Origin of the sequence: Puniceibacterium sediminis (assembly GCF_900188035.1) — a bacterium.
Classification (GTDB): domain Bacteria; phylum Pseudomonadota; class Alphaproteobacteria; order Rhodobacterales; family Rhodobacteraceae; genus Puniceibacterium; species Puniceibacterium sediminis.
In genome coordinates this window covers 103,235-127,269 of sequence record NZ_FZNN01000003.1, presented here as the reverse complement: position 1 = coordinate 127,269, position 24,035 = coordinate 103,235, and the positions used below count along the sequence as shown (strand labels likewise).

Here is a 24,035-nt window from a genome sequence, read left to right as displayed (position 1 = left end):
CCAGTCAGAGGAGTATGCCCCGTGACCGTTCACCAGACGCTACCCAAAACACCCCTTGGCCAGGTGTCCGACCAACGCCTTGTGCGCAGCTTTTCGTACATCGGCGGTAAATGGTGCCGGGCCGCAGACGGTGCCGCATTTGCCGTGACAAACCCGGCGGACGGAGAGTGGCTGGGTGAAGTCGCCAGTCTGTCGGGCATCGAATCCCGCAGTGCCGTTGACGTTGCGCAGGCCGCCTTTGCCACCTGGTCGACCACCCTGCCGCAGGAGCGCGCCCGCCTGCTGCGTCGCTGGTACGATCTGATGATCGAACACCGCGAAGACTTGGCCCGGATCATGGTGCTTGAGCAGGGCAAGCCGATTTCCGAAGCGCGGGGCGAAATCACCTATGCCGCCGATTTCGTGGAATTCTACGCCGAAGAGACGCGTCGCACGAATATCGAAGGCGTGACATCACACCTGCCCGACGCCGAGGTCGAATTGTGGCGCGAGCCAGTCGGCGTTGCCGCGCTGATCACGCCATGGAATTTTCCGGCTGCGATGCTGACCCGCAAGGCCGCCGCAGCGATTGCGGCTGGCTGCACTGTGGTTTCGCATCCCAGCGCCGAAACCCCATTTTCCGCGCTGGCGCTGGCCGAATTGGCCGAACGCGCTGGATTTCCCCCGGGCGTGTTCAATGTGGTGACCGGCAAGGCCCCGGTGATCGTCGAGCCCTGGACCAAAGACGCCCGCGTGCGGGTGCTGTCCTTTACCGGATCGACCGAAGTGGGGAGACTGCTGTACCGTCAGTGCGCCGACACCATGAAGACCCTGATCATGGAGTTGGGCGGCCACGCGCCCGTGCTGGTGTTCAAGGACGCTGATCTGGCGCAGGCAGTCGAGGAAACAATCAAGGCAAAGTTCGCGACCTCTGGCCAGGACTGCCTTGGCGCCAATCGGATCTTTGTTGAACGCCCCATTTACGACTCCTTTGTCGAAGAGTTCACGGCGGCAGCGCAGAAGCTGACGATCGGAACAGGCATGGATGACCCTGACCTTGGCCCGCTGATGAACGAAAAGGCCGTCGCCAAGCAGGAAGAGCACGTTGCCGACGCGCTGGCCAAGGGCGCGCGGCTGGTCTGCGGTGGCAAGCGGCATGCGCTGGGTCCGCTGTTCTATGAGCCGACTGTGCTGGCCGATGTGCCTGCCGATGCGTTGATGCTGCGGGAAGAGACCTTTGGCCCGGTGGCCGCAATTGTACCGTTTGATTCCGAAGACGAGGTCATCGCCCGCGCCAATAGCACTGAATACGGTCTGGTGGCATATGTGCACACGGTCGATCCCCGGCGGATCTATCGTCTGGCCCGGGCCCTGCAATTCGGAATGGTTGCCGTGAACCGAACCAAGGTGACAGGTGCGCCGATCCCCTTTGGCGGCATGAAGCAATCCGGATTGGGTCGCGAAGGGGCGCGGCAGGGGCTCGAGGCCTTTACCGAAATCAAATACGTATGCCGCGACTGGGCATGACTCTGCGCTGGGGCCGGAGGCAAGAATTTTCGTACGAAAATTCTTTTCCAAGCGTCCCAATGAATTTTTAAGAAAAGGAAAAATGATGCTGAAGAATGACATGTTGGAGCAGTGGGACCGCGAGAACTTTTTCCACCCTTCGACCCATTTGGCCGAATTTGCGCGCGGGAATGTCCCGCAGCGGATCATCACTGGCGGAACCAACTGTCACATCGAGGATCGTGATGGCAACAAACTGCTGGATGCCTTTGCGGGTCTTTACTGTGTGAACGTCGGCTACGGCCGTCAGGATATCGCCGAGGCGATTGCTGTCCAGGCGAAAGAGCTGGCCTATTATCACTCGTACGTGGGCCACGGCACCGAGGCGTCAATCACGCTTGCCAAGATGATCATGAACCGCGCGCCTGCACATATGTCGAAGGTCTATTTTGGCATGTCTGGCTCGGATGCCAACGAAACCAACATCAAGCTGGTCTGGTATTACAACAACATCCTTGGCCGCCCCGAGAAGAAGAAGATCATCTCGCGCTGGCGCGGCTATCACGGGTCGGGCCTGATGACCGGGTCGCTGACCGGGCTGGAGCTGTTTCATAACAAGTTCGACCTGCCGCTAAGCCAGGTAGTGCACACCGAAGCGCCCTATTACTTCCGCCGCCCCGATCTGGCGATGAGCGAGGCAGATTTCGTCGCCCATTGCGTCGCCAAGCTGGAAGAACTGATTGAAGAGCAAGGTGCAGATACAATTGCCGCCTTCATCGGCGAACCTGTTCTGGGGACCGGGGGCATCGTGCCGCCACCTGCCGGGTATTGGGATGCGATCCAGAAGGTATTGGAAAAGAACGACATCCTGCTGATCGCGGATGAGGTCGTGACCGGTTTCGGTCGTCTGGGCACCATGTTCGGCTCTGAACACTACGGGCTGAAGCCTGACCTTATCACCATCGCCAAGGGTCTGACCTCGGCCTATGCGCCGCTTTCGGGTTCCATCGTGAGCGAGAAGATGTGGAAGGTGCTTGAGCAGGGCACAGATGAGAACGGCCCGATCGGCCATGGCTGGACCTATTCGGCCCACCCCGTCGGGGCGGCAGCCGGTGTGGCCAACCTGAAACTCATCGATGAACTGAACCTTGTACAGAATGCGGGTGAAATTGGCGCCTACCTCAACAAGGTGATGGCAGAGGCCGTCGGATCACACGCTCATGTGGGCGATGTCCGTGGCGAAGGGATGCTTTGTGCGGTCGAATTCGTGAAGGATCGCGACAGCCGGACGTTCTTTGACGGCGCGGACAAGGTCGGGCCGCAGTTGTCGGCGGCGCTGCTTGAACAGGGTGTGATCGCACGCGCCATGCCACAAGGCGACATCCTCGGCTTTGCACCGCCTTTCTGCCTGACCCGTGAAGAGGCGGACGAGGTTGCCGACAAGACAGCCATCGCGGTGAAAAAGGTTCTCGGCTAATCCCCGGGGTTCGTGAAAGTCTGTGAGTTGATGGCGCGCCGTGGCCCGGCGCGCTATTTTTTATTCTACGCTTCCGTTACAGGATACCGCACCCGAGTGGTGCACATTCTAGAGCGCTGCCTCTACCGATGCAGGGTTTCCCAGAGGATCTGCACGAGTTGATGGGTCTCCAGCGTCACTGGGTTGGCCTTCATCGAAGAGGAGGTCCTGGATTCGGTCGCGATATCGGTAAGGTCCGCATCTGGCGCGATAAGCTCTGACAGATGTGGCAGGCCTTTATCATCGACCCAATCCTCCAACAGCCGGAAGGCTGAGTCCGGCTCGCCGCCAAACGCCTCTGCCAGCCAATGCCGCACTTCCTGATAGCGCGCGATCTTTTCGCCCTGCTCTGGCAACACTCGCTCGTTCATCCGCAGCACTGGCCCCAGAAGCCGCCCGCAAATCGCGCCGTGTGGAGTGGAATAGCGGCCACCGATAACCCCTGCAAAACCATGAACCGCCCCAAGGCCCGCGTTCGACAGGGCAATGCCGCCCATCAGGCTGGTATAAGCGAGGTCATCTCGGGCGCTGCTGTCTTCGCCCTGCATCAGTCGGGCCAGGGCCTGCAGTCCGCGTGGAATGGAGTCCCGGCACAGCGCATCGATCAGGGGGGTCGCGCGGGCAGACAGGTAGGGTTCGATAACCTGTGTGATCGCATCCAACCCAGAGGCCAGTGTCACGCCCCTTGGACATTTGTCCGTCAGTGCGGGGTCGACAAGCGCCAGATCGGCGAACATGCGGTCGTCGCGCAGGCTGACCTTGCGATTGTGGGACGGCACCGCGATCACGGCATTCTTCGTTGCCTCGGCCCCTGTACCAGCCGTGGTCGGACAGGCTATGAAGGGCAGCGGCGCGGCGTCAAGTGGCAGACCTTCGCCCACCACTTCGAGATAGGCCATCGGGCCGCGCCCGGCAGGTATCAGCGCGGCAAGGGCCTTGCCAAGGTCAATGGCCGCCCCGCCGCCCATGGCGAGAACGCAATCGACCTGAGTAGCGCGGGCGGTCGTCAGCGCCACCTCAAGCTGGGGTAAATCCGGTTCGCCCGAGCAGATGATCGTGGTCACACTGCACCCCAGCGCCCGAAGGCCCGCATCGATAACATCCACGAAAGGGACAGACCGGCCCCGAACAAGAAGGACGTGAGAACCGTAGCGCGCCACCTCTTTCGGCAGGCTTGAAACAACGCCCCGGCCAAAGACGATCCGGGGCGCGAGCAGTGAAAATGACTTCATTGCCGCGCCCCCTGCCAGTTCACGCTTCTGCTGGCTTTCGGTGCATCTGCTCCAGAAGCGCAACCTCTTCTCGCGAACCCAGGATGGTGGCGACGCGCTGATGCGGTTCGGTCGGGACCAGATCAAGAATCCGTTCCGTGCCAGTGGACGCTGCACCGCCAGCCGCTTCGATGATCTTGGCCATTGGCGCGACTTCGTAAAGCAGACGCAGGCGGCCGCCCGCGGCGCGGTTCTTGTCATCGAGCGGATAAAGGAACACGCCACCGCGCATCAGGACTCGGTGAACCTCGGCCACCATAGAAGCGACCCAGCGCATGTTGAAGTCCTTGCCACGGGGGCCTTCTGTCCCGGCAAGACAGTCGTCAACATAATCGCGGATCGGCTGATCCCAGAATCGGCGGCGGGCCGTGTTGATTGCAAATTCGTTGGTGGTTTCGGGGATGGACATGCTGGGCTGTGTCAGGCGGAAGATGCCCGTACCCTGATGCAGGGTGAACCCCTGAACACCCCGCCCTGCGGCCAGCACCATCATCGTGGCGGGACCGTAAAGCGCATAACCGGCAACAAGCTGATCGGCACCCCTGCGCAGGACGTTTCTGTTGCCGTCCTCCTCGATCTGCATGATCGAAAAAATCGTGCCTACAGACAGGTTGGTGTCCAGATTGGACGACCCGTCAAGCGGATCGAAGAACAGCATGTAGTCGCCTTTTTTCGGCTCTTTCAGCCACACGACCTCTTCGATCTCTTCCGACACCAGCGCGGCCAGACGGGGCGAATTCGCGCAGGTCGACACAAAGATGTCGTTGGCGATGATATCGAGCGGCTTCTGATCCTCGCCCTGCACATTAATACTGTCAGCCACGCCCAGATTGCCCTTGAGCGGCCCGTTGCGCACTTCGTAGGCGGTGGAGCGGCAGGCGCTGGCAATGTCTTCGAGCAGGAAAATCAGGTCAGAGTCATGACCGGCATCAGTCAGATGGCGGCGAAGGGTGATGGCGGTCATTTCGGGCCTTTCAAATCAAGCGTCTAAAAAGTCATGGCAGCGGAAACGGCACGTTTCCAGGCATCGTATTTCGTCGCGCGGTCATCTTCGGACATGCCGGGGTCAAAGCTCCGGTCTAGGCGCCACATTTCTGCAAAACCTTCCATATCCGGGTACACCCCGGCGCGCTGACCGGCAAGCCACGCCGCACCCATTGCCGTCGTTTCCAGCACCTTTGGTCGATCCACAGGCGCTCCGATGATATCCGACAGGAACTGCATGGCGTAATCACTGGCCGACATGCCGCCGTCAACCCGCAGGGTTTGGTCGCCACCCTCCGGCGCCCAATCGGCATGCATGGCTTCGAGCAGGTCGCGAGTCTGGTAGCCAACGGATTCAAGTGCCGCCTTGGCGAATTCATTGGGACCGGAATTGCGCGTCAGTCCAAAGATCGCGCCCCGGCATTCGGCGTTCCAATAGGGTGCACCAAGGCCGGTAAAGGCAGGCACGAGAACGACATTCTGGCTTGGGTCCGCCCCTTCGGCCAGCGGCTGCGTCTCTTTCGCGTCGCGGATGATCTTGAGCCCATCACGCAGCCACTGCACCACCGCGCCGGCGATAAAGATCGACCCTTCAAGCGCATAGGTCGGCTTGCCATCCAGCTGGTAGGCGATTGTTGTCAGCAGGCGGTTCCGGGATTTGACTGGCGTATCCCCCGTGTTCAGCAGCGCAAAGCAGCCCGTACCATAGGTGGATTTCAACATGCCGGGCTGGAAACAGGCCTGCCCCAGCGTCGCGGCCTGCTGGTCCCCGGCCACCCCAAGAATGGGAATTTCGCGACCGAACAGATCCGGGCGGGTCATGCCGAAATCGGCGGCGCAATCCTTGACCTCTGGCAGCATCTCCATCGGTATGTCCAACAAGTCACAGATGGTCTTGGACCAGCGTCCCTTGCGGATATCATAAAGCAGGGTCCGCGCCGCATTGGTCGCGTCGGTCACATGCTCGGCCCCGCCGGTCAGTTTCCAGATCAGGAAACTGTCTACCGTGCCGAACAGCAGCTTGCCTTCGCGCGCGCGGTCCCGCGCCCCATCCACATGATCGAGGATCCACTTGAGCTTGGTGCCCGAGAAATACGGGTCGAGCAGCAGGCCGGTGCGGTCGGTGAACATCTCTTCGTGGCCGGCATCACGCAATTCGGCGCAAATCTGCGACGTGCGGCGGTCCTGCCAGACGATGGCCTTGTGGATCGCCTGTCCGGTGTCCTTGTCCCAGACAACGGTGGTTTCGCGCTGATTGGTGATCCCGATTGCTGCGATCTCGGTCGTGGAAATGCCCGCGCGTTCAATGACCTGCCTACAGGTGCCCGCCACGGTGGACCAAAGGTCGGACGCTTCGTGTTCGACCCAACCCGAGGCCGGGTAGTGTTGTTCGAACTCCTCCTGGGCCGTCGCCGTGATCTTCATGGATTCGTCGAACAGGATGGCCCGGCTGGAGGTTGTCCCCTGATCAATGGCTAAGATATAGCGCATGGCCGTTCCTTTCCTGGTTGGTCTGCCTTGTACGAAACGGGGCCCGATCCAGACCGCCAGCCCCGCTTTGTACAAAACACCGCGCCCGGAAAACTAAGCACAAAAAAGCCGGAGCCCCAAGTGCGGGGCTCCGGCGGTGGCATCTTACTTCCACGAAGCGATCAGCTCGTCATAGCTGACGGTCTTGGGCTCTTCGTCTTCGTTCTCAAGCTTGGGCTTGGGTGCGCCCGGCTGCTCGAGCCAGTATTCGGCAGTCTCAACCGGGTTCATCTTCGGGCCGATGTCGCCCTGGATGCCTGCCCGCTCAAGACGCTCCATCACCGATTCCATATCGCCGCAAAGGCTGTCGAGGGCCTCCTGCGAGGATTTGGCGCCGGACATGGCGTCGCCGATGTTCTGCCACCACAGCTGTGCCAGCTTGGGATAGTCAGGCACGTTCGTACCGGTCGGCGACCACTGGACGCGGGCGGGCGAACGGTAGAATTCCACCAGACCGCCAAGTTTCGGCGCGCGATCGGTGAAGGACTGGTGCTGAACGGTCGATTCACGGATGAAGGTCAGACCTTCGTGCGCTTTCTTAACGTCCACAGTCTTGGAGGTCACGAACTGGGCATAGAGCCAGGCCGCCTTGGCACGATCGACCGGAGTCGATTTCATCAGCGTCCAGGAACCCACGTCCTGATAGCCGACTTTCATGCCATCTTCCCAGTATGCGCCGTGCGGCGAGGGGGCCATGCGCCACTTGGGCGTGCCGTCCTCGTTCATCACGGGCAGGTCAGGCAGAACCGTCGCCGCGGTGAATGCGGTGTACCAGAACATCTGCTGCGCGACATTGCCCTGCGCCGGGATCGGGCCGGCCTCAGAGAAGGTCATGCCCTGTGCGGCGGGCGGCGAGTAGTCCTTGAGCCACGTGATCGCCTTGTCCACGGCATAGACCGCAGCGGGCGAGTTGGTGGCGCCACCACGAGTCATGCAGGCACCGACGGGCTGGGACTGGTCGTTTACACGGATGCCCCATTCGTCGACCGGCAGGCCGTTGGGCTCACCCTTGTCGCCCATTCCAGCCATGGACATCCACGCATCAGTGTAACGCCAGCCAAGGCTGGGGTCCTTCTTGCCGTAGTCCATGTTGCCAAAGACTTCGCCTTCTACACCAAGACGCGACAGGTCACGACCGGTAAAGAATTCAGCGATGTCCTCATAAGCCGACCAGTTGACCGGGACACCCAGATCGTAGCCGTATTTCGCTTTGAAATCGGCCTTGTTCTGTTCGTCGTTGAACCAATCATAACGGAACCAGTAAAGGTTCGCGAACTGCTGGTCGGGCAGCTGGTAAAGCTCTCCGTCCGGGCCGGTGGTGAACTGGGTGCCGATGAAGTCGTCGATGTCGAGACCGGGGTTGGTCACGTCCGCGCCTTCGTTCGCCATCCAGTCGGTCAGGCTGCGCGCCTGCTTGTAACGCCAGTGCGTGCCGATCAGGTCCGAGTCGTTGATATAGGCGTCATAGATATTCTCGCCCGACTGCATCTGTGTTTGCAGCTTTTCAACAACATCGCCTTCGCCGATCAGGTCGTGAGTCAGATTGATCCCGGTGATCTTGCTGAACTCGGCGGCCAGAACCTTGGATTCATAGCTGTGCGTGTCGATGGTTTCCGACACAACCTTGATGTCCATGCCCGCGAACGGGGCAGCGGCATCAACGAACCACTGCATTTCGGACTCTTGCTCGGCGCGGGTCAGGCTGGACAGGTCGCCAATCTCGGAATCGAGAAAAGCGGTTGCCGCCGCCATGTCGGCGATGGACGGGCTTGCGAAACACGCAAGCGCCGCGGCCACCGCAGTTGTGGATTTGAGGTTCAGGTTCATGTTATTCCTCCCGTTTGTGAACCAGACTTGTCGTATCCGGGAACTCCTCGCGCCCCGGATGCACCATTTTCTAGACGAAGCGAAAGACCGCGACGGCATAGATGAGGCAGGCGATCAGCGCGTAAGGTTGGTTTGCGCCGACGATCCCGAGCCAGGCCAGATTGATAAAGGCCGAACCCAGAAGGGTGATGAAGAGGCGGTCGCCCCTTGTCGTTTCGATCCTGAGCACGCCGGTGCGGGGTGTCTCAGGAAATTTGATTGCGAGCACCGTGAAGGTGATCAGCAGGCAGGCGATCACCGCGAAGAATGCCGCCGTGGGCCAGGTCCATGCCATCCATGCCATGTCAGAAGCTCCCCATTGCAGTGTGAACATGCGACGTCCGATCAGAATGGCGCGTCGTACAGAACTCGGTTGCGTTCAGCATCACACCCTCCCCAGGGCAAAGCCCTTGGCAATGTAGTTGCGGACAAAATAGATCACGAGCGCGCCAGGTACGATGGTCAGCACCCCGGCCGCCGCCAGCACGCCCCAGTCAAGGCCCGAGGCCGAAACTGTGCGGGTCATCGTGGCGGCGATCGGCTTGGCATTTACAGACGTCAGCGTGCGCGACAGCAGCAGTTCAACCCATGAGAACATGAAGCAGAAAAAGGCCGCGACGCCGATGCCGCTGGCGATCAGGGGTACAAAGATCTTGAGGAAGAAGCGCGGAAAGGAATAGCCGTCGATATAGGCCGTCTCGTCGATTTCCTTGGGTACGCCGCGCATGAAGCCTTCCAGAATCCAGACCGCGAGGGGCACGTTGAACAGGCAATGCGCCAGAGCGACGGCGATGTGCGTGTCGAACAAGCCAACGCTTGAGTAAAGCTGAAAGAACGGCAGCGCAAAGACGGCCGGCGGGGCCATGCGGTTTGTCAGCAGCCAGAAGAACAGGTGCTTGTCCCCCATGAAGCTGTAGCGCGAAAATGCATAGGCCGCAGGCAGCGCCACAGCGAGCGAGATCACCATGTTCATCACCACGTAGATCAGCGAATTCACATAGCCCATGTACCACGAGGGATCAGTCAGGATCGTGATGTAGTTGGCAAAGGTCAGGTCACGCGGATACAGCGAAAAGGCTCCGAGGATCTCGGTATTGGTCTTCAGGCTCATGTTCAGCAGCCAGTAGATCGGCAGCAGCAGGAACAGCAGGTACAGGCCCATGACGATGGCCGACCCCTTGAGCTTGAACCGTTTTTTCGCACGCTGAGCAGTCAGATTGCCCGGGATGGAGGTTGAGGTGGCGTCGGTCATCTTACACTCCGTCCCGTTTGTCGAGGTTGACCATGACCGTGTAGAACACCCATGAAATCAACAGGATCACCAGAAAGTACATCAGCGAAAAGGCTGCCGCAGGGCCAAGGTCGAACTGTCCCAACGCCATCTTGACTAGGTCGATGGACAGGAAGGTCGTGGCGTTGCCGGGGCCACCGCCGGTGACGACGAATGGTTCGGTATAGATCATGAAGCTGTCCATGAAGCGCAGCAGGATCGCGATCATCAGAACACCCGTCATCTTGGGCAGCTCGATATAGCGGAACACGGCCCAGCGGCTTGCCTGATCGATCTTGGCCGCCTGATAATAGGCGTCCGGGATCGACTGCAGGCCCGCATAGGCCAACAGCGCGACAAGCGACGTCCAGTGCCACACATCCATCACGATCAGCGTGGTCCAGGCCGCAAAGAAGCCCTGCGTGTAATTGTAGTCGATACCCAGCGCATCCAGAGTATAGCCGAGAAGGCCGATATCCACGCGCCCGAAGATCTGCCAGATCGTACCAACCACGTTCCACGGGATCAGCAGCGGCAGGGACATCAGGACAAGGCAGAACGACGCCCAGAAACCTTTTTTCGGCATATTGAGTGCGACGAAGATGCCCAGTGGCACTTCGATCGCCAGAATGATGGCCGAGAACATCATCTGCCGACCCAGCGCATTCCACATCCTGTCAGAGTGCAGCAGATCATCGAACCACGACAGACCGGCCCAGAAGAACTGGTTCTGGCCAAAGGTGTCCTGAACCGAATAGTTGACCACGGTCATCAGCGGGATCACGGCGGAAAACGCGACAAGGATGAGAACAGGCAGGACAAGGAACCACGCCTTTTGATTGACGGTCTTTTCCACTACGCGGCCTCCCCCTTTGTGCCCTGCGCGCCCGACGGGCTGACCAGCCAATCATCCGCATAGACGTTGACGTGATCGGGATCGAAGGTGACGCAGGTCATGTCGGCGCCAATATTGTCGCCTTCATTCGCGATGATGTTGATGTCGTGTGCCCCATAGGCGGCGCGGACGATCTTGTGGCGGCCCACATCCTCGATCCGGCGGATCTTGACCGGCAAACCCTGGGTCTCCGACAGTTTGCAGTATTCCGGACGAACGCCGATTTCGACCTTGCCCTGTCGGCTGGTGTACCTGGCGCCAAGCGGCACCTCGTGCCCGTCAATCACGGCCACATTGCCGTTCACGGTCGCAGGCAGCACATTCATGCCGGGCGAGCCGATGAAATAGCCCACAAAGGTATGCGCGGGCTTTTCGAACAGCTCTTCGGGCGTACCGATCTGCACGACGCGGCCATCAAACATCACCACAACTTTGTCGGCAAAGGTCAGCGCCTCTGTCTGGTCGTGGGTCACATAGATCATCGTGTGGCCGAAATCGTGGTGCAGCTTTTTCAACTGGGTGCGCAATTCCCACTTCATGTGTGGGTCAATCACGGTCAGCGGCTCGTCAAACAGCAGGGCGTTCACATCCTCGCGGACCATGCCGCGCCCAAGGCTGATCTTCTGCTTGGCATCGGCGGTCAGACCCCGCGCCTTGCGGTCAAGCATGTTCTCCATATCGATCATCTTGCCGATCTTCTGCACCCGTTCGGCAATGATCGCCGCATCGACACCGCGATTGCGCAGCGGAAAGGCCAGATTGTCGCGCACGGTCATCGTGTCGTAGACAACAGGAAACTGGAATACCTGCGCGATGTTGCGCTCAGCCGTCGGTGATCCGGTAACATCCTTGCCATCAAACAGGATACGGCCCTGCGATGGGTGCAAAAGCCCCGAGATGATGTTCAGCAGTGTGGACTTACCGCAGCCGGACGATCCGAGCAGCGCATAGGCTTCGCCATCGGCCCAGTCGTAATTCAGTTCTTTCAACGCGAAATCATCCATGGATTTCGGGTTGGGCAGATAGGAATGGGCGAGGTTGTCGAGTGTGATCTTGGCCATGAACTCTTTCCCTCAGGCAGCTAGCGCATAGGCGGCAGGGGCCACCAAAGCGCCTTTTTTATCAAACATATAGATGTGGCTTGGGTCGAGCCAGACTTGCAAGTCATCGCCGATATTCAGCTTGTGAATGCCGTGGATCAGACCGACCCAGCGTTCGCCCTGATGGTTCAGGTGAACAAATGTTTCCGAACCGGTCAGCTCGGTCACCACAAGCCTTGCGGTAAAGGCAACCGCCTCTGGCGTGTGCTGCATGATTTCGAGGTGGTTGGGGCGGAAACCCGCAGTGTATTCCCCATCTGGCAGCTCGGCCAGCTTTCCTGCGGCGGGCGCGCTGTTGCCGTCGCCGAAATTCAGGGTCTGTCCGGTCTTGAGAATCTGAACAAAGTTCATCGGCGGATCGCTGAACACCCGTGCCGTAGTTGCATCGACGGGGTTGCGGTAAACGTTCGGCGTCAAGCCAAACTGGGTCACGCGGCCTTCCCACAGGGTGGCAGTGTTGCCGCCCAGCAAAAGCGCCTCTTCCGGTTCGGTGGTGGCGTAGACAAAGATGCTGCCCGCTTCTTCGAAAATCTTGGGAATCTCGATCCGCAACTCTTCGCGCAACTTGTAGTCGAGGTTCGCAAGAGGTTCGTCCAGCAGCACCAATCCGGCATCCTTGACCAGCGCCCGCGCCAGCGCACAGCGTTGCTGCTGTCCGCCGGACAGTTCCAGCGGCTTGCGCTGCAGCATTGGGGTCAACTTCATCAGGTCGGCGGATTTCTGAACGGCGGCATCAATCTCGGCCGGTGACTTGCCTAGCAGCCGCATGGGCGAGGCGATGTTGTCGTAGACGGTCATCGAGGGGTAGTTGATGAACTGCTGATACACCATGGCAACCTTGCGGTCCTGCACCCGCATGCCTGTCACGTCTTTGCCGTTCCAGTGAATGGTTCCGGTATTGGGGACGTCCAGCCCGGCCATCAGCCGCATCAGCGATGTCTTGCCCGACGACGTCGGCCCCAGCAGCACGTTCATCGTGCCCTTTTCCAGTGTCAGGTCAGTCTTGTGGACATGCGTCTGCCCACCCACAACCTTGGATACCCCTTGCAGTGCAAGCGTCATATCATCCTCCCCCTGTACCCCGTCACTGCGCGGCGTGTGCCGTTCTGTCAGTGCGGGTGTCTTTCATAAATCGATCGAGCTCCGCGATTTCGCCCGCTGTCATGTGCAGCCCGAGTTTTGAACGGCGCCAGACCACGTCTTCGGCGGTGCGTGCATATTCACGGCTTATCAGCCAGCGAACTTCGGCCTCTGTCAACGAGCCACCAAAATTTCGGCCCAGATCATCGGATGACTTTGCGTCGCTCAGAATGCCAAATGCCTCGGTTCCGTAGGCGCGGATCAGTCGTTGGGCCCAGCTATCAGTCAGAAACGCATATTGACCGGCCAGCTTTTCGGTCAATGCCGCCACACCGCTGACCGGGAAATCCCCGCCCGGCAGCGTTACACCAGCTGTCCACTTGTCCGGCAGATCCGGAAAGTAGGGCTTCATCCTGTCTAGCGCGCCTTCGGCAAGGCGACGGTACGTCGTGATCTTGCCGCCGAAGATGTTCAACACCGGCGCGCCGCCGCTATCATCAACTTTCAGCGTATAATCGCGCGTCGCCGCCGTGGCGCTGCTGGCGCCGTCATCATAAAGCGGGCGAACACCGGAATAGGTCCAGACAATATCGCCGGTGCTGACCGGCGTCTTGAAATACTTGGACGCGAAGTTGCACAGATAGGTCTGCTCCTCCTCGCTGCAGGTCGGCTTGACCTCCGGATCCTGATGTTCGGAATCCGTGGTGCCGATCAGTGTAAAATCCTGCTCGTAGGGGATTGCAAAGATGATGCGGCCATCTTCGCCCTGAAAGAAATAGCACTTGTCGTGATCGTAGAGCTTTTTCGTGACGATGTGGCTGCCCTTGACCAGACGCACGCCTTCCTTGGAATTGCTGCGTATCTTGGTGCGGATGATGTCTCCCACCCAAGGCCCACCGGCATTCACGATCATCTTCGCCTTGATCGTTTTCTGGGCACCGGTCTCGGTGTCTTCGAGTTCGATTTCCCAGTGTTGATCCACACGTTCGGCGGACATTACCTTTGTCCGGGTCATGATTTTTGCGCCCCGCACCTCGGCATCGCGGGCGTTCAACACCACAAGGCGGGCATCCTGCACCCAACAGTCGGAATACTCATAGGCCTGCACGAACTTGTCGTTCAGCGGCGCACCCTCTGGGCTGGTTGTCAGGTCAACGGTGGTGGTGCCGGGCAGAATCTTGCGACCACCCAGATTGTCATACATGAACAGGCCCAGGCGGATCAGCCAGGCGGGCCGTCGCCCCTTCATCCATGGCATCACGGTGTTCAGCAGCTTCGAAGTCGGAGTCTCGTTCTCGAAGCGCATGTCCTTGTGATACGGTAGAATGAATCGCATCGGCCAGCTGATATGCGGCATTGCGCGCAGCAGGGTTTCCCGCTCGATCAAGGATTCCCGGACCAGATGGAATTCGAAATATTCCAGGTAGCGCAACCCACCGTGGAACAGCTTTGTCGAGGCAGAAGAGGTCGCAGAAGCCAGATCGTTCATCTCGGCCAGCGCAACGGATAAGCCACGTCCAGACGCGTCGCGCGCGATCCCGCAACCGTTGATGCCGCCGCCAATGATGAAAAGATCAAACGACTCGATCTGTTCCGCCGTCTCGGACATAAGCCCCTCCCCGGGCGCAGTTCGTTCCTTACAAATTATGTCAGTATTTGAAGATCAATGAAAGCCCTCAGCGTTCGGTTTTTTCGTTTTTGATCGAATCGATTAATGCATTGAGTTGTCGTGTAAAATTTGAATATCTTGGCAAGAATGACCGCTCGATCGGCGAATTCCAGGCTATTTAATGCGCGCAAATGTGCGTTTATGTGCGATCATTTGGGCGAATCGAATGTGAACATGCAGCCTGTGAAGGCGGTTCCGCCTTTGGGTGAAACATGCGATTGGGTGCAAATTTTAGAACGGAGATCACGTAAAGCCATGTCGCAGACGTTCAGGCACCCTGAAATCCTCGAAATCGCCCGGCGCGAAGGGCGGGTTACCGTCGAGCGCCTGGCGGATTATTTCAGTGTTACCCAGCAAACAATCCGCCGCGATCTAGCCGACCTCGCGGATTCGGGCCAGCTTGAACGAGTGCATGGCGGTGCGGTCATGCCCTCCGGGACGTCCAATATCGAATACGAGGACCGGCGCGCGCTGAATGAAGCTGCCAAGATCGCTATCGCACGGGCCTGTGCCGCGCAAATCCCTTCGGATTCCTCTATTTTTCTGAATATCGGCACCAGCACAGAAGCGGTTGCACGCGAGCTTCTTCGCCACAAGAATCTTCTGGTCGTGACCAACAACATGAACGTTGCCAATATCCTCACGGCAAATCCAGACTGCCAGATCGTGGTGGCGGGCGGGCTGCTGCGCCGCTCTGACGGAGGATTGGTTGGAAACATGACCACCCAGATCATTCGCCAGTTTAAGCTCGATCTCGCCGTGGTCGGTTGTTCCGCGCTGGACGCTGATGGTGATATGCTCGACTTTGACGTCCAAGAAGTTGTGGTCAGCCAAGCCATCCTGGAACAAGCGCGCTGCACTTTCTTGGTGGCCGACGCCTCCAAATTTCAGCGCACCGCTCCGGCCCGCATCACCTCTATGTCCGAGGTCGACACCTTCTTTACAGATACTCCGCCCCCTGCATCCCTCACCAAAAAGTGTCGTGAGTGGGACACCGACATCGTCCTGTGCCCCGCCTGACCTTTCAGAAATAGCTACGCACCAAACTACTGGCGATCAGCGACCAGCCATCGGCGATGACAAAGAAAGCCAGCTTGAACGGCAGAGATACGATGGCTGGCGGCACCATCATCATACCCATAGACATAAGCACGGCCGCGACCACGAGATCGATGATCAGAAACGGCAGAAAGATCAGAAAGCCGACCTGAAAGGCGCGCGAAATCTCGGATAGCATGAAGCTGGGCACGAGAATCGACAGGTTCGCATCCGGGCTCAGACCAGTCCCGATGGCATCCGGTCGCAGATCCGCCATGGCGGAGAAAGTATTTGGATCTGTTCGGGCAGCCATGAAGCCTCGGAAAGGCTCTATGCCGCGTTTCAACGCCTCTTCCACATCGATCTGTTCATTCAAAAGCGGTTCGACGCCGTTGGTGTAGGCCGTTTGAAAAACCGGCTCCATCACGAAATAGGTCAGGAATAAAGCAAGGCTGATAATCAGCATATTTGGGGGTGACTGCTGTAGCCCGATAGCCTGCCGCAGTATGGCCAGCACCGTCACCACGAAGGGAAAACAGGTGATCATCATGGCAATGCCGGGCGCCAGGCTCAACAGGGTAATCAGCGCGATCAACTGAAGGCTGGTCGCAGTTACCGATCCCTCACCGCCCAGATCAACCGAAAGCTGCTGCGCCACGGCTGGCTGCGCCGACAGAATCATCGCCGCCAGAACCGCAGGCAGGATCCGCAGCATAGTCAGGACGGCGCCTGAAAATCGGCCACTTCGGTTAGACGTACCGCAAGCATGCTCTGGCCATCCGTCTCGATCACCTCTAGCGCGCCGATACCAATCAGCTGATCGCCAACATAGAGCTCCACCGGATCATCAATCCGGCGGTCAAGCGTCAAAACCGACCCTTCGTCGAGCTTGAGTAGGTCACGCACCAAAGGACGGGCGCGGCCGACCGAAACCGTGATCTCAATCGGGACTGAGGTGAAGGGTGTAGCCCCTTCACTCCGCGCAGACGTTTCGCGGGTTGCGTTATCCATTTACCACCTTCTTTCGGTTTTCGTGCACAAAGCCCTGCAAGGCGGCGCTGACGTTGGTCAGGACCTCGGACAGGTCGATTTGCTGTTCGGTTTCTCCAAATCGTATGTCTGCCTGACCTGCCGCCATCGTGTCATCCGCAGTCACTTGCAGCGGGAAGCCGAAATCCTGATCCAGCACGCCAGAGACTGCCTCGACATTTTCTGGCGCGACGACGATTTCGACGCCCAGCGCGCCTATGGCCCGGCTTTGCGCCTCAAGCTGTTCAAGAACATGCAGGCCCAGCGCATCATGGGCAATCTGCGGTAACACGCTGCGCACGATGTCGTCGAGCAGCGGCGTCATGGCATTGAGTACCTCGGAATATGCCTCATGATACGTAAAAGACAGATCCTGAAGATTCTGAGCGAAGTCACTTGAAATGCGCGAACGATCATCGGACTGCGCCTTGATCGCGTCATCCCATCCCGCGCGATATCCCTCTTCGAACGCGCCGGTTTTCAAATTTTCGACGTCCTCATCGCTCATCGTATTCTGCGGAGCGAAGACAACGGGGGTTCCGTCAAAATCTTCGAGAAGGTCACGTAAACGCATCAGCTAGCCTCTTCCGGTTCGTCGAGCCAGCTGCGCAGGATCTCGACCGTTTCATCGCGGCGCTGATCGATCAGCCCGCGGAGCCGCTCAACCGGGTCTTCCGAAGACCCGCCGAAATCATCCATACCCATGCCCATACCCATGCCCATGTCGCCAAAGTCGTTATTCGTGGACAAAGCAGGCAAATTACCGAAATCGTCATCCGGATCGATCTCACCCGTCAGGAATTCGCCACCCTCGTCATTCATACTGTTGCCGATGGCGAGCGCCGAACCGCCAGCCAGAGCAGGCGTGCCCGCTGCTTTTCCGGCCAAGATCGGGCGCACAACAAAGAGCCCGAGGATCAACGCGACAGCCGCCAATATCCCCATCTGGATCAGCGACAACGGATCCAGATTAGCCGTCAGCCAATCAGGTGCCGACGCCTCCGTGCCCAGCCCCTCGGGCCGCTCAAACGGGAGCGAGCGGATGGTGATGGCATCGCCGCGCTGCTCTTCAAACCCCACGGCAGAGGCGACCAAATCCCGCAGCGCTGTCAGTTCTGCCTCGGGTAACGGCACAAAGGCGAGTTCACCCGCCTCATTCGGGGCAAAGCTGCCATTGACCAGAACGGCCACGGTCAGTCGCTTGATCGTCCCGGCAGCCCGGATGATTTCACGCGTGGTTTCGGACACTTCGTAGTTCACGCGCTCGCGCGTTTCACTGTTTTGGCTGCTTGAGTTATCTCCATTTTCACCCGCGCCCGTGGGCAGATTCGACGCGACCGTGACGTCGCCACCGCCGCTATCCTGCGACTGGCTGGACCGTTCTTCTGTGTCCGAACTGATCACCACGCGCGTGTCAGGGTCAAAGCTGCGTTCGACAATCGATTCGCTCTGTGTATCAGTGTCGACGCTGACCTCGACAACCGCGTTGCCAGAACCTACGCGCGCCTCGACCAGACGTTGCACACGGTCCCGCAACTGATCGGCTTTGTCATCCGCAGCCCCTCCGGGGGTAGCATCGTCTTCCGACCCGATGAGGCCGCCTTTTCCGTCGATTACCGCTACATTTTCGGCGATCAGACCGGGCACAGCAGATGCCACCAGATGCTTCAATGCCCGCGCCTGAGCGGCAGACAGAATGCTGCCAGTGGTCGTCACAGAAATCGATGCCGATGGCGTCACATCGCGCTGAAACGGGTTTGCCGAACTGTTGGCAATATGCACGCGCGCCTGGGTGATCTGAGGATTCGACACGATTGTCCGCGCAAGCTCCCCCTCCTTGGCGCGCCAGTATGCGGCATCGAACATCTGCGATGTGGTGCCGAATCCTGATAGCGTGTCGAGCAGTTCATAGCCGCGGTTATTGTTCGCCGGCAGGCCTTCGCTGGCGAGAGTCATGCGGAGCGCGTCGCGATCCGACCCAGGAACGAAAATCGACCCGCCACGAACATCGTAAGGCACGCCACGCTGCTCAAGCGCGCTCACGACTTCGCCTGCGGCACCCGATTCGAGACCCGAGTAAAGCAGCACCATGTTAGGAGTAGACGCCATACGTGACATCGCGAGAACCGCCGCGAACATGGCAAGGCTTGCGCCCACGACCATGATCCGACGCCGCGCACTGAGTGCGTTCCAGACTGTCAGGATCTGTTGCAATAGCTATCTCCGATCAGATGAATTCTTCTTCCGTTCAAGGGCATCATTGGCGCATCAGGCTTAACAATCAGTTAGTTCCTGCCGGGCTATAAAGGCCGGGACCACAGAAAGGGTTGAGAATGACTGACGCCACCGTGCCGGAGGAAGAACTGGCCAAAAAACCGTCTAAGCTGCCAATGATCATCGGCCTCGTTCTGGCCCTCGTGGGTGGCGGGGGTGGATTTTTTGCGGTGTCCTCGGGCCTGCTGTTCGGCGGTGGAGATCACGGCGAAACACAACATGCAGAGGATGAGCATGTTGTCGATTCGGGCCCACTGCCAGACATCTCATTTGTATCGATGCCACAGATCGTCGTGACGCTTGGGCCCGGTTCGCTCAATAAAAACCTTATCTTTCGCGCTGATCTCGAGGTGCCAAAAGGCAAGGTTGCTGATGTCGAAATGATCATGCCTCGGGTCGTTGACGTGCTTAACAGCTATCTGCGCGCGCTCGAGCCTCGCGATATCGAAAAACCCTCATCATTGGTTAGGCTCCGGGCGCAGATGCTGAGGCGCATCCAACTCGTTGCCGGAGAAGACCGCGTGCGTGACCTGCTGGTCATGGAATTTGTACTGAACTGAAAGGTGGCATGAATGGATCTTGTCGCAGATATCTTACTGGTCGCCGGGGCGCTTGGAGCAGGCTTCTACTGCTTTATTTTGGCGCGCCGATTGACCCGTTTCAACGATCTGGAAAATGGCGTCGGTGGCGCGGTAGCAGTTCTGTCAGCCCAGGTTGACGACCTTAGGCGAACGCTGGCAGCAGCGCAGAAAACCGCTGGATCTTCTGCCTCCTCGTTGAATGAACTGACCGAGAGGGCGGAGGGCGTGGCCAAACGTCTTGAGCTGATGGTCGCCTCTATGCACGATCTTCCGCCAGAGCAGCCCAAACCTGAACCGCCGCCGCCGCAGGAGCCTGTTTTCTCCCGCCGCATGCAGTCGGGGTCTGCCCGATGAGCGCTAAAATTCAACCGAAAAAGGGCCGCAAGCCACGCAGGCGCCGTATGCGCGGATCACTTGCTGTGATTGGTGGGCTGCTGGTGGCATCGGCGCTGGTGCGTATCGGCGGCGGAGCCGGTGAGGCTTTCGCCCGGGAAAACACACCTGCGGCGCACACAGCCGCAGCCGAAAGTGCCGAAGCGCAATCCTGCACCTCCGAGGAGGACATCGCGCCAATCCTCGCGGCCCTAAACGAACGAGACGAGCGCATCAAAAAACGCGAGACCGAAATCCGCACGCGGATGCAGGCCTTGTCGGTGGTGGAAACCGAGATTGACCGCAAGATGTCTGCGCTTGTCGATGCAGAAGAAAAGTTGCGCAGCACGCTCTCACTTGCGGATTCGGCGGCCGAGGACGATCTGACGCGACTCACTGACGTCTATGCGGCGATGAAACCAAAACAGGCCTCTGCGCTGTTCGAGGAAATGGACCCAGACTTTGCGGCCGGCTTTCTCGCACGGATGCGCTCGGACGCTGCAGCTTCGATCATGGCGGGGTTAAGCCCCCGAGCTGCCTACACAATTTCGGTCGTTCTCGCCGGACGGAATGCAGAGGTGCCGAAGAACTAAAGCCAATATTGCAGTTGCAGTGTTGGCGCCCCGGCCAGACCTTGGGAAACCACCGGTGGTTTGAAAAGGCAGTCGGCAAGGCAACCTTCCCCGCAAAAAGGGTCCAAATTCGGCCCCGATGCATTCGCCATGTTGGTGCCTTTGGTAAACATGGTTGGATAAGACAGATGGCAGGATCCGGATCTTGCCATCTGTTATGTACAGCACCTGCTTGGGGCAACGCTGAAGAACCGGGGTATACCTATCTCCCAACTGCTACTTGAGCGCACGCCAACAAGGGCGTTGTCACAGAGGTCACCCGTACGTCGTCTGCTAATTTTCAGCTTAAAGAGACTTTTCCCGAGCCTTGCCCCGGGTCGGAAGAAATATAGTTATCTGAAAGAACAGCGGTTTGACGGCCTCTGGCACGCTAAATACCGGACCAGCGCTCGGATACGGTATTCAGAACCGGAATACGGCCAAACAGGCGATCGTGACGCCGATGGCAATTGTGCCGTTTAAGTTCAAACCAGAAAACACGCCAGGGAAAAAGCTATGGCGACTTTCACAATCAGTGTCAGGGACGTCACCGTCGATGTTGAGAAGGATACTCCGCTTTTATGGGTGGTCCGGGATGAACTCCGGCTGACTGGCAGCAAGTTCGGATGCGGCGCCTGTACGATGATAGTATATGGCATGCCACGCCGAACCTGTATCACGCCGGTCGGAACGGTAGACGGTTCCAGCATCGAGACGATCGAAGGACTTGAGGGTCCAGAGGCCGAGGCCATCACCGCAGCCTGGGAGGGGTTGGATGTTCCCCAGTGCGGCGGGTGCCAGTCAGGCCAGATCATCAGCGCCACCGCGTTGCTGCGCGAAGTGCCCACGCCGACGGATAAAGATCTCGACGCGGCGATGGCTGGAAATGTCTGCCGCTGCGCCACTTATGTGCGGATCCGTCAGGCCATTCATGACGCCTCCAGTTCGATGGAGGGCGGAGCCATGACAGTACAAAATCGCAGGCAGTTTCTGGCCACTGGCGCAGGCCTCGTGATCGCCCTTGCCTTGCCCATGAGAGGTCGTGCCCAATCTGGTACTGCCGCCGTCCTAACCAAAGACGGGCTTCCTGCAGGGACTTTTGCGCCAAATGCCTTTGTGCGGATCGCCCCGACAACACCGTGACGGTGAAGATCAAACACATTGAATTCGGTCAGGGCCCCTTTACCGGCCTTGCCACCCTCGTGGCCGAGGAACTAGACGCCAGCTGGGATCAGATGCGCGCGGAATCCGCCCCTGCCGATGACAAGCTCTACAAAAGCCTATTCTTTGGACTCTAGGCGACCAGCGGCTCGACCGCGATGGCCAATTCCTACATTCAGATGCGTCAGGCCGGTGCTACCGCCCGTGCCATGTTCGTGGCCGCAGTCGCCGAAAAGTGGGATGTACCGGCCAGGGAAATCACTGTCGAGGATCGCGTGGTTTCCCACGCAGCCAGCGGGCAATCATCGTCCTTTGGCGATCGGGCGGAGGTTGCCGCGCTACAGGAGGTGCCTGTCGAACCTGCCCTAAAAACTCTAGCGAATTCAAGCTGATCGGTATGAATCGCCCCAAACTGGACACTGCCGCCAAATCCAATGGTAACGCGATCAAGAGTGCCGTCGCCCAGACGCTGGGGATCGATGATGGCGATATAACCCTCAACGTCATGCTTGCTGGCGGCAGCTTTGGGCGGCGCGCGCAGACCACGGCGCAGATCGGCCGCAAGATTGCCGAGATCGCCAAGCCGGCAGGCACAGATGGTGCGTGGAAACTGATCTGGAACCGCACAGACGATCTGACTGGCGGCTACTACCGTCCCCTGACCGTGCACAAGATGCGCACCGGACTGAATGCCGACCGGAACATCCTCGGATGGGAAAACACGGTCGCCAATCAGTCGATCATGACTGGACACTTTCTTTGACAACGGCAAATCCGAAGGCAAGGACGCCACCTCATACGATGGTTCAACGAAGATGCCCTATAATCTTCCCACGATCCGGGTGAATTGGGTCCGGATGAAAAGCCCGCTTTCGGTGCTTTGGTGGCAATCAGTGGGGCACACCCACACCAGTTTTGCGACAGGCGTGTTCCTTGACGAATTGTTTGAAAAGGCCGGAAAAGACGCGGTACAGGGACGTCTGGACCTGCTGAGCTCGGAGGCCGGGCGAGACCGCGCGGTTCTGGAACGGGTGGCCAAGATGGCAGGATGGGATGGCGAGCGAATCAAGGGTGACCGCGGCTATGGCGTCGCCCTTCACGAAAACTTCGGCACCTACGTGGCGCAGATTGCCGAGGTGTCTGACGCCAGAGGCTTCCCAAGGGTACTTAAGGTCTGGATCACGGTGGATTGCGTCGTTGCCGTGAACCCGAACGTGATCCGTGCGCAGATCGAGGGTGCAGTCGGCTACGGTCTAGGCACGGCCCTGTTCAACGAACCGACCCTGCGTGAGGACGACGAAGTTGCACAGAAGAGCTTTGACACCTACCGGATGCTGCGCATTCACGAAATGCCCGAGGTCGAAGTCGCGATCATCAACAGGGTCGCCGACCCGACTGACATTGGTGAACCCGCAACGCCCCCGATTGCCCCTGCGGTAGCCAATGTCTGGCGCGCGCTAACCGGACAGGTCGTGCGCCGTCACCCTTTTGTAACGGCAGGTGCCTGAATGACACGTCTACTGCTCCCTGAGTCTGGCCCTGACGGGCCCGGCAATGGCCGACACCGTGAATGGCCTGAAAACCGTGGATGAATTCGCCGGGATAGAGAGTGAAGCCGAGCGGTCCACCGCCGTGTTTCAGGAGGTGATGAAAGTCATCGAAAGCCCGCGATGCCTCAATTGCCACCCCAGGGGCGACACGCCCTTGCAGGGGGATGACATGCATCCGCACATGCCGCCGGTACAGCATGGTGGCGCGGACTTTGGCGCACCGGGGCTGTACTGCACAACCTGGCACAGCGCGGAAAATGTTGCCTTTTTGACCGGAAAAGGCAACATTTCGGGGCATTCTCCCTGGCAGCTTGCCCCCGGTCGAGATGGCATGAGTCGGCATGACCGCGCCTGAAATCCGTGCCCAGATCAAGGACCCCGAACGGAACGGCAACCGTGACCTGAACGAGATTCAGAAACATATGGCCGAAGACGGCCTGATTGGTTGGAGTTGGGAGCCCGGAGAGGGGCGCACCCCTGCCCCGGGCACGCAACAGGTTCTGGGCAAACTGGTTCAGGCCTGGATCGACAACGGTGCATCTGCCCGGTAAGTTGACGCTTTTGAAATATTGGTCAAAGGCCTGCTGCACGCCGCTCCGGGCCTTTGCGTTTCGGGAGTCACGGCAGGCCAATCCACCATACTCAGCGCATTGCCACAACACTGCGATGCCAATCCAGTAAGCATCGTCCGCGTCATACACGCCCGCAACGGCGAAAACGTTTGACAGCCGGCAAAATTGAACCAATCTTTAA

Annotated in this window: 26 protein-coding genes and 1 pseudogene; 13 read left to right on the top strand and 14 right to left on the bottom strand. The window is 59.0% G+C overall.

The window, feature by feature from the left end:
• The first annotated feature begins 21 nt into the window (after nucleotides 1-21).
• Together CHB75_RS05030 and CHB75_RS05025 are read left to right on the top strand one after the other, a co-directional pair.
• Nucleotides 22-1,506, top strand: coding sequence for an NAD-dependent succinate-semialdehyde dehydrogenase (locus CHB75_RS05030; RefSeq protein WP_089269441.1), 1,485 nt, complete (start codon nucleotides 22-24; stop codon nucleotides 1,504-1,506).
• A gap of 85 nt (nucleotides 1,507-1,591) precedes the next feature.
• Complete coding sequence (locus CHB75_RS05025; protein ID WP_089269440.1) at nucleotides 1,592-2,962, top strand: aspartate aminotransferase family protein; 1,371 nt, start codon at nucleotides 1,592-1,594, stop codon at nucleotides 2,960-2,962.
• Nucleotides 2,963-3,084: 122 nt separating this feature from the next.
• Here the strand turns inward: CHB75_RS05025 and CHB75_RS05020 are convergent, their stop codons facing one another.
• From CHB75_RS05020 to glpD, 10 genes are all read right to left on the bottom strand, one after another.
• Nucleotides 3,085-4,233, bottom strand: coding sequence for an iron-containing alcohol dehydrogenase (locus CHB75_RS05020; protein ID WP_089269439.1), 1,149 nt, complete (start codon nucleotides 4,231-4,233; stop codon nucleotides 3,085-3,087).
• 19 nt (nucleotides 4,234-4,252) lie between these two features.
• On the bottom strand, nucleotides 4,253-5,236 hold the full coding sequence (locus tag CHB75_RS05015; protein WP_089269438.1) for a class 1 fructose-bisphosphatase: 984 nt from the start codon (nucleotides 5,234-5,236) through the stop codon (nucleotides 4,253-4,255).
• Nucleotides 5,237-5,259: 23 nt separating this feature from the next.
• Complete coding sequence (gene glpK / locus CHB75_RS05010; protein ID WP_089269437.1) at nucleotides 5,260-6,747, bottom strand: glycerol kinase GlpK; 1,488 nt, start codon at nucleotides 6,745-6,747, stop codon at nucleotides 5,260-5,262.
• Nucleotides 6,748-6,891: 144 nt separating this feature from the next.
• Nucleotides 6,892-8,613 carry an ABC transporter substrate-binding protein gene (locus tag CHB75_RS05005; protein ID WP_089269436.1) on the bottom strand — a complete coding sequence of 574 codons (1,722 nt, stop codon included), beginning with the start codon at nucleotides 8,611-8,613 and terminating at the stop codon, nucleotides 6,892-6,894.
• 70 nt (nucleotides 8,614-8,683) lie between these two features.
• Entirely contained in the window at nucleotides 8,684-8,956 is a 273-nt protein-coding gene (locus tag CHB75_RS05000; protein WP_089269435.1) for a DUF2160 domain-containing protein, read from the bottom strand.
• A gap of 81 nt (nucleotides 8,957-9,037) precedes the next feature.
• Complete coding sequence (locus CHB75_RS04995) at nucleotides 9,038-9,904, bottom strand: carbohydrate ABC transporter permease (protein ID WP_089269434.1); 867 nt, start codon at nucleotides 9,902-9,904, stop codon at nucleotides 9,038-9,040.
• A 1-nt stretch (nucleotide 9,905) separates the two neighbouring features.
• Complete coding sequence (locus tag CHB75_RS04990; RefSeq protein WP_089269433.1) at nucleotides 9,906-10,778, bottom strand: carbohydrate ABC transporter permease; 873 nt, start codon at nucleotides 10,776-10,778, stop codon at nucleotides 9,906-9,908.
• A complete protein-coding gene (locus CHB75_RS04985) occupies nucleotides 10,778-11,878 on the bottom strand; it encodes an ABC transporter ATP-binding protein (RefSeq protein ID WP_089269432.1) in 1,101 nt (366 codons plus the stop codon). The genes CHB75_RS04990 and CHB75_RS04985 overlap by 1 nt, the downstream gene beginning before the upstream one ends.
• 12 nt (nucleotides 11,879-11,890) lie before the next feature.
• A complete protein-coding gene (locus CHB75_RS04980) occupies nucleotides 11,891-12,979 on the bottom strand; it encodes an ABC transporter ATP-binding protein (protein WP_089269431.1) in 1,089 nt (362 codons plus the stop codon).
• Between the two features lie 22 nt (nucleotides 12,980-13,001).
• Entirely contained in the window at nucleotides 13,002-14,606 is a 1,605-nt protein-coding gene (gene glpD, locus CHB75_RS04975; RefSeq protein ID WP_089269430.1) for a glycerol-3-phosphate dehydrogenase, read from the bottom strand.
• A gap of 315 nt (nucleotides 14,607-14,921) precedes the next feature.
• Here glpD and CHB75_RS04970 point away from each other — a divergent pair, with 315 nt between their 5' ends.
• Nucleotides 14,922-15,686 carry a DeoR/GlpR family DNA-binding transcription regulator gene (locus tag CHB75_RS04970; protein ID WP_089269429.1) on the top strand — a complete coding sequence of 255 codons (765 nt, stop codon included), beginning with the start codon at nucleotides 14,922-14,924 and terminating at the stop codon, nucleotides 15,684-15,686.
• 4 nt (nucleotides 15,687-15,690) lie between these two features.
• Here CHB75_RS04970 and fliP read toward each other — a convergent pair whose 3' ends face one another.
• The 4 genes from fliP to fliF are packed head-to-tail and all read right to left on the bottom strand — an operon-like array spanning nucleotide 15,691 to nucleotide 18,947.
• Nucleotides 15,691-16,419, bottom strand: coding sequence for a flagellar type III secretion system pore protein FliP (gene fliP / locus CHB75_RS04965; protein WP_176439060.1), 729 nt, complete (start codon nucleotides 16,417-16,419; stop codon nucleotides 15,691-15,693).
• A gap of 2 nt (nucleotides 16,420-16,421) precedes the next feature.
• On the bottom strand, nucleotides 16,422-16,715 hold the full coding sequence (locus tag CHB75_RS04960) for a FliM/FliN family flagellar motor switch protein (RefSeq protein WP_089269427.1): 294 nt from the start codon (nucleotides 16,713-16,715) through the stop codon (nucleotides 16,422-16,424).
• Entirely contained in the window at nucleotides 16,708-17,307 is a 600-nt protein-coding gene (locus CHB75_RS04955; protein WP_245840723.1) for a FliH/SctL family protein, read from the bottom strand. The genes CHB75_RS04960 and CHB75_RS04955 overlap by 8 nt, the downstream gene beginning before the upstream one ends.
• Nucleotides 17,307-18,947 (bottom strand): flagellar basal-body MS-ring/collar protein FliF, encoded by a 1,641-nt coding sequence (fliF, locus tag CHB75_RS04950; protein ID WP_089269425.1) that lies wholly within the window; start codon nucleotides 18,945-18,947, stop codon nucleotides 17,307-17,309. The genes CHB75_RS04955 and fliF overlap by 1 nt, the downstream gene beginning before the upstream one ends.
• A gap of 119 nt (nucleotides 18,948-19,066) precedes the next feature.
• Here fliF and CHB75_RS04945 point away from each other — a divergent pair, with 119 nt between their 5' ends.
• From CHB75_RS04945 to CHB75_RS21970, 10 genes and pseudogenes are all read left to right on the top strand, one after another.
• Nucleotides 19,067-19,567 carry a flagellar basal body-associated FliL family protein gene (locus tag CHB75_RS04945; protein ID WP_089269424.1) on the top strand — a complete coding sequence of 167 codons (501 nt, stop codon included), beginning with the start codon at nucleotides 19,067-19,069 and terminating at the stop codon, nucleotides 19,565-19,567.
• Nucleotides 19,568-19,579: 12 nt separating this feature from the next.
• Nucleotides 19,580-19,942, top strand: coding sequence for a hypothetical protein (locus tag CHB75_RS04940; protein WP_089269423.1), 363 nt, complete (start codon nucleotides 19,580-19,582; stop codon nucleotides 19,940-19,942).
• A gap of 47 nt (nucleotides 19,943-19,989) precedes the next feature.
• Entirely contained in the window at nucleotides 19,990-20,553 is a 564-nt protein-coding gene (locus tag CHB75_RS04935; protein ID WP_245840721.1) for a MotE family protein, read from the top strand.
• 534 nt (nucleotides 20,554-21,087) lie between these two features.
• A pseudogene (locus CHB75_RS04930) lies at nucleotides 21,088-21,528 on the top strand ((2Fe-2S)-binding protein); the annotation flags it as partial.
• A 188-nt stretch (nucleotides 21,529-21,716) separates the two neighbouring features.
• Nucleotides 21,717-21,869: a hypothetical protein gene (locus CHB75_RS21610; protein WP_176439059.1), complete on the top strand. Its 153-nt coding sequence runs from the start codon at nucleotides 21,717-21,719 to the stop codon at nucleotides 21,867-21,869.
• 21 nt (nucleotides 21,870-21,890) lie between these two features.
• Entirely contained in the window at nucleotides 21,891-22,124 is a 234-nt protein-coding gene (locus CHB75_RS04925) for a hypothetical protein (RefSeq protein WP_089269420.1), read from the top strand.
• 5 nt (nucleotides 22,125-22,129) lie between these two features.
• Nucleotides 22,130-22,495 carry a molybdopterin cofactor-binding domain-containing protein gene (locus CHB75_RS04920; RefSeq protein WP_089269419.1) on the top strand — a complete coding sequence of 122 codons (366 nt, stop codon included), beginning with the start codon at nucleotides 22,130-22,132 and terminating at the stop codon, nucleotides 22,493-22,495.
• Between the two features lie 52 nt (nucleotides 22,496-22,547).
• Nucleotides 22,548-23,240 carry a molybdopterin cofactor-binding domain-containing protein gene (locus CHB75_RS04915; protein ID WP_089269418.1) on the top strand — a complete coding sequence of 231 codons (693 nt, stop codon included), beginning with the start codon at nucleotides 22,548-22,550 and terminating at the stop codon, nucleotides 23,238-23,240.
• Nucleotides 23,241-23,286: 46 nt separating this feature from the next.
• A complete protein-coding gene (locus tag CHB75_RS21975; RefSeq protein WP_245840719.1) occupies nucleotides 23,287-23,637 on the top strand; it encodes a hypothetical protein in 351 nt (116 codons plus the stop codon).
• On the top strand, nucleotides 23,624-23,833 hold the full coding sequence (locus CHB75_RS21970; RefSeq protein WP_245840718.1) for a hypothetical protein: 210 nt from the start codon (nucleotides 23,624-23,626) through the stop codon (nucleotides 23,831-23,833). Before CHB75_RS21975 ends, CHB75_RS21970 begins: the two co-directional genes overlap by 14 nt.
• Nucleotides 23,834-24,035: the final 202 nt, after the last annotated feature.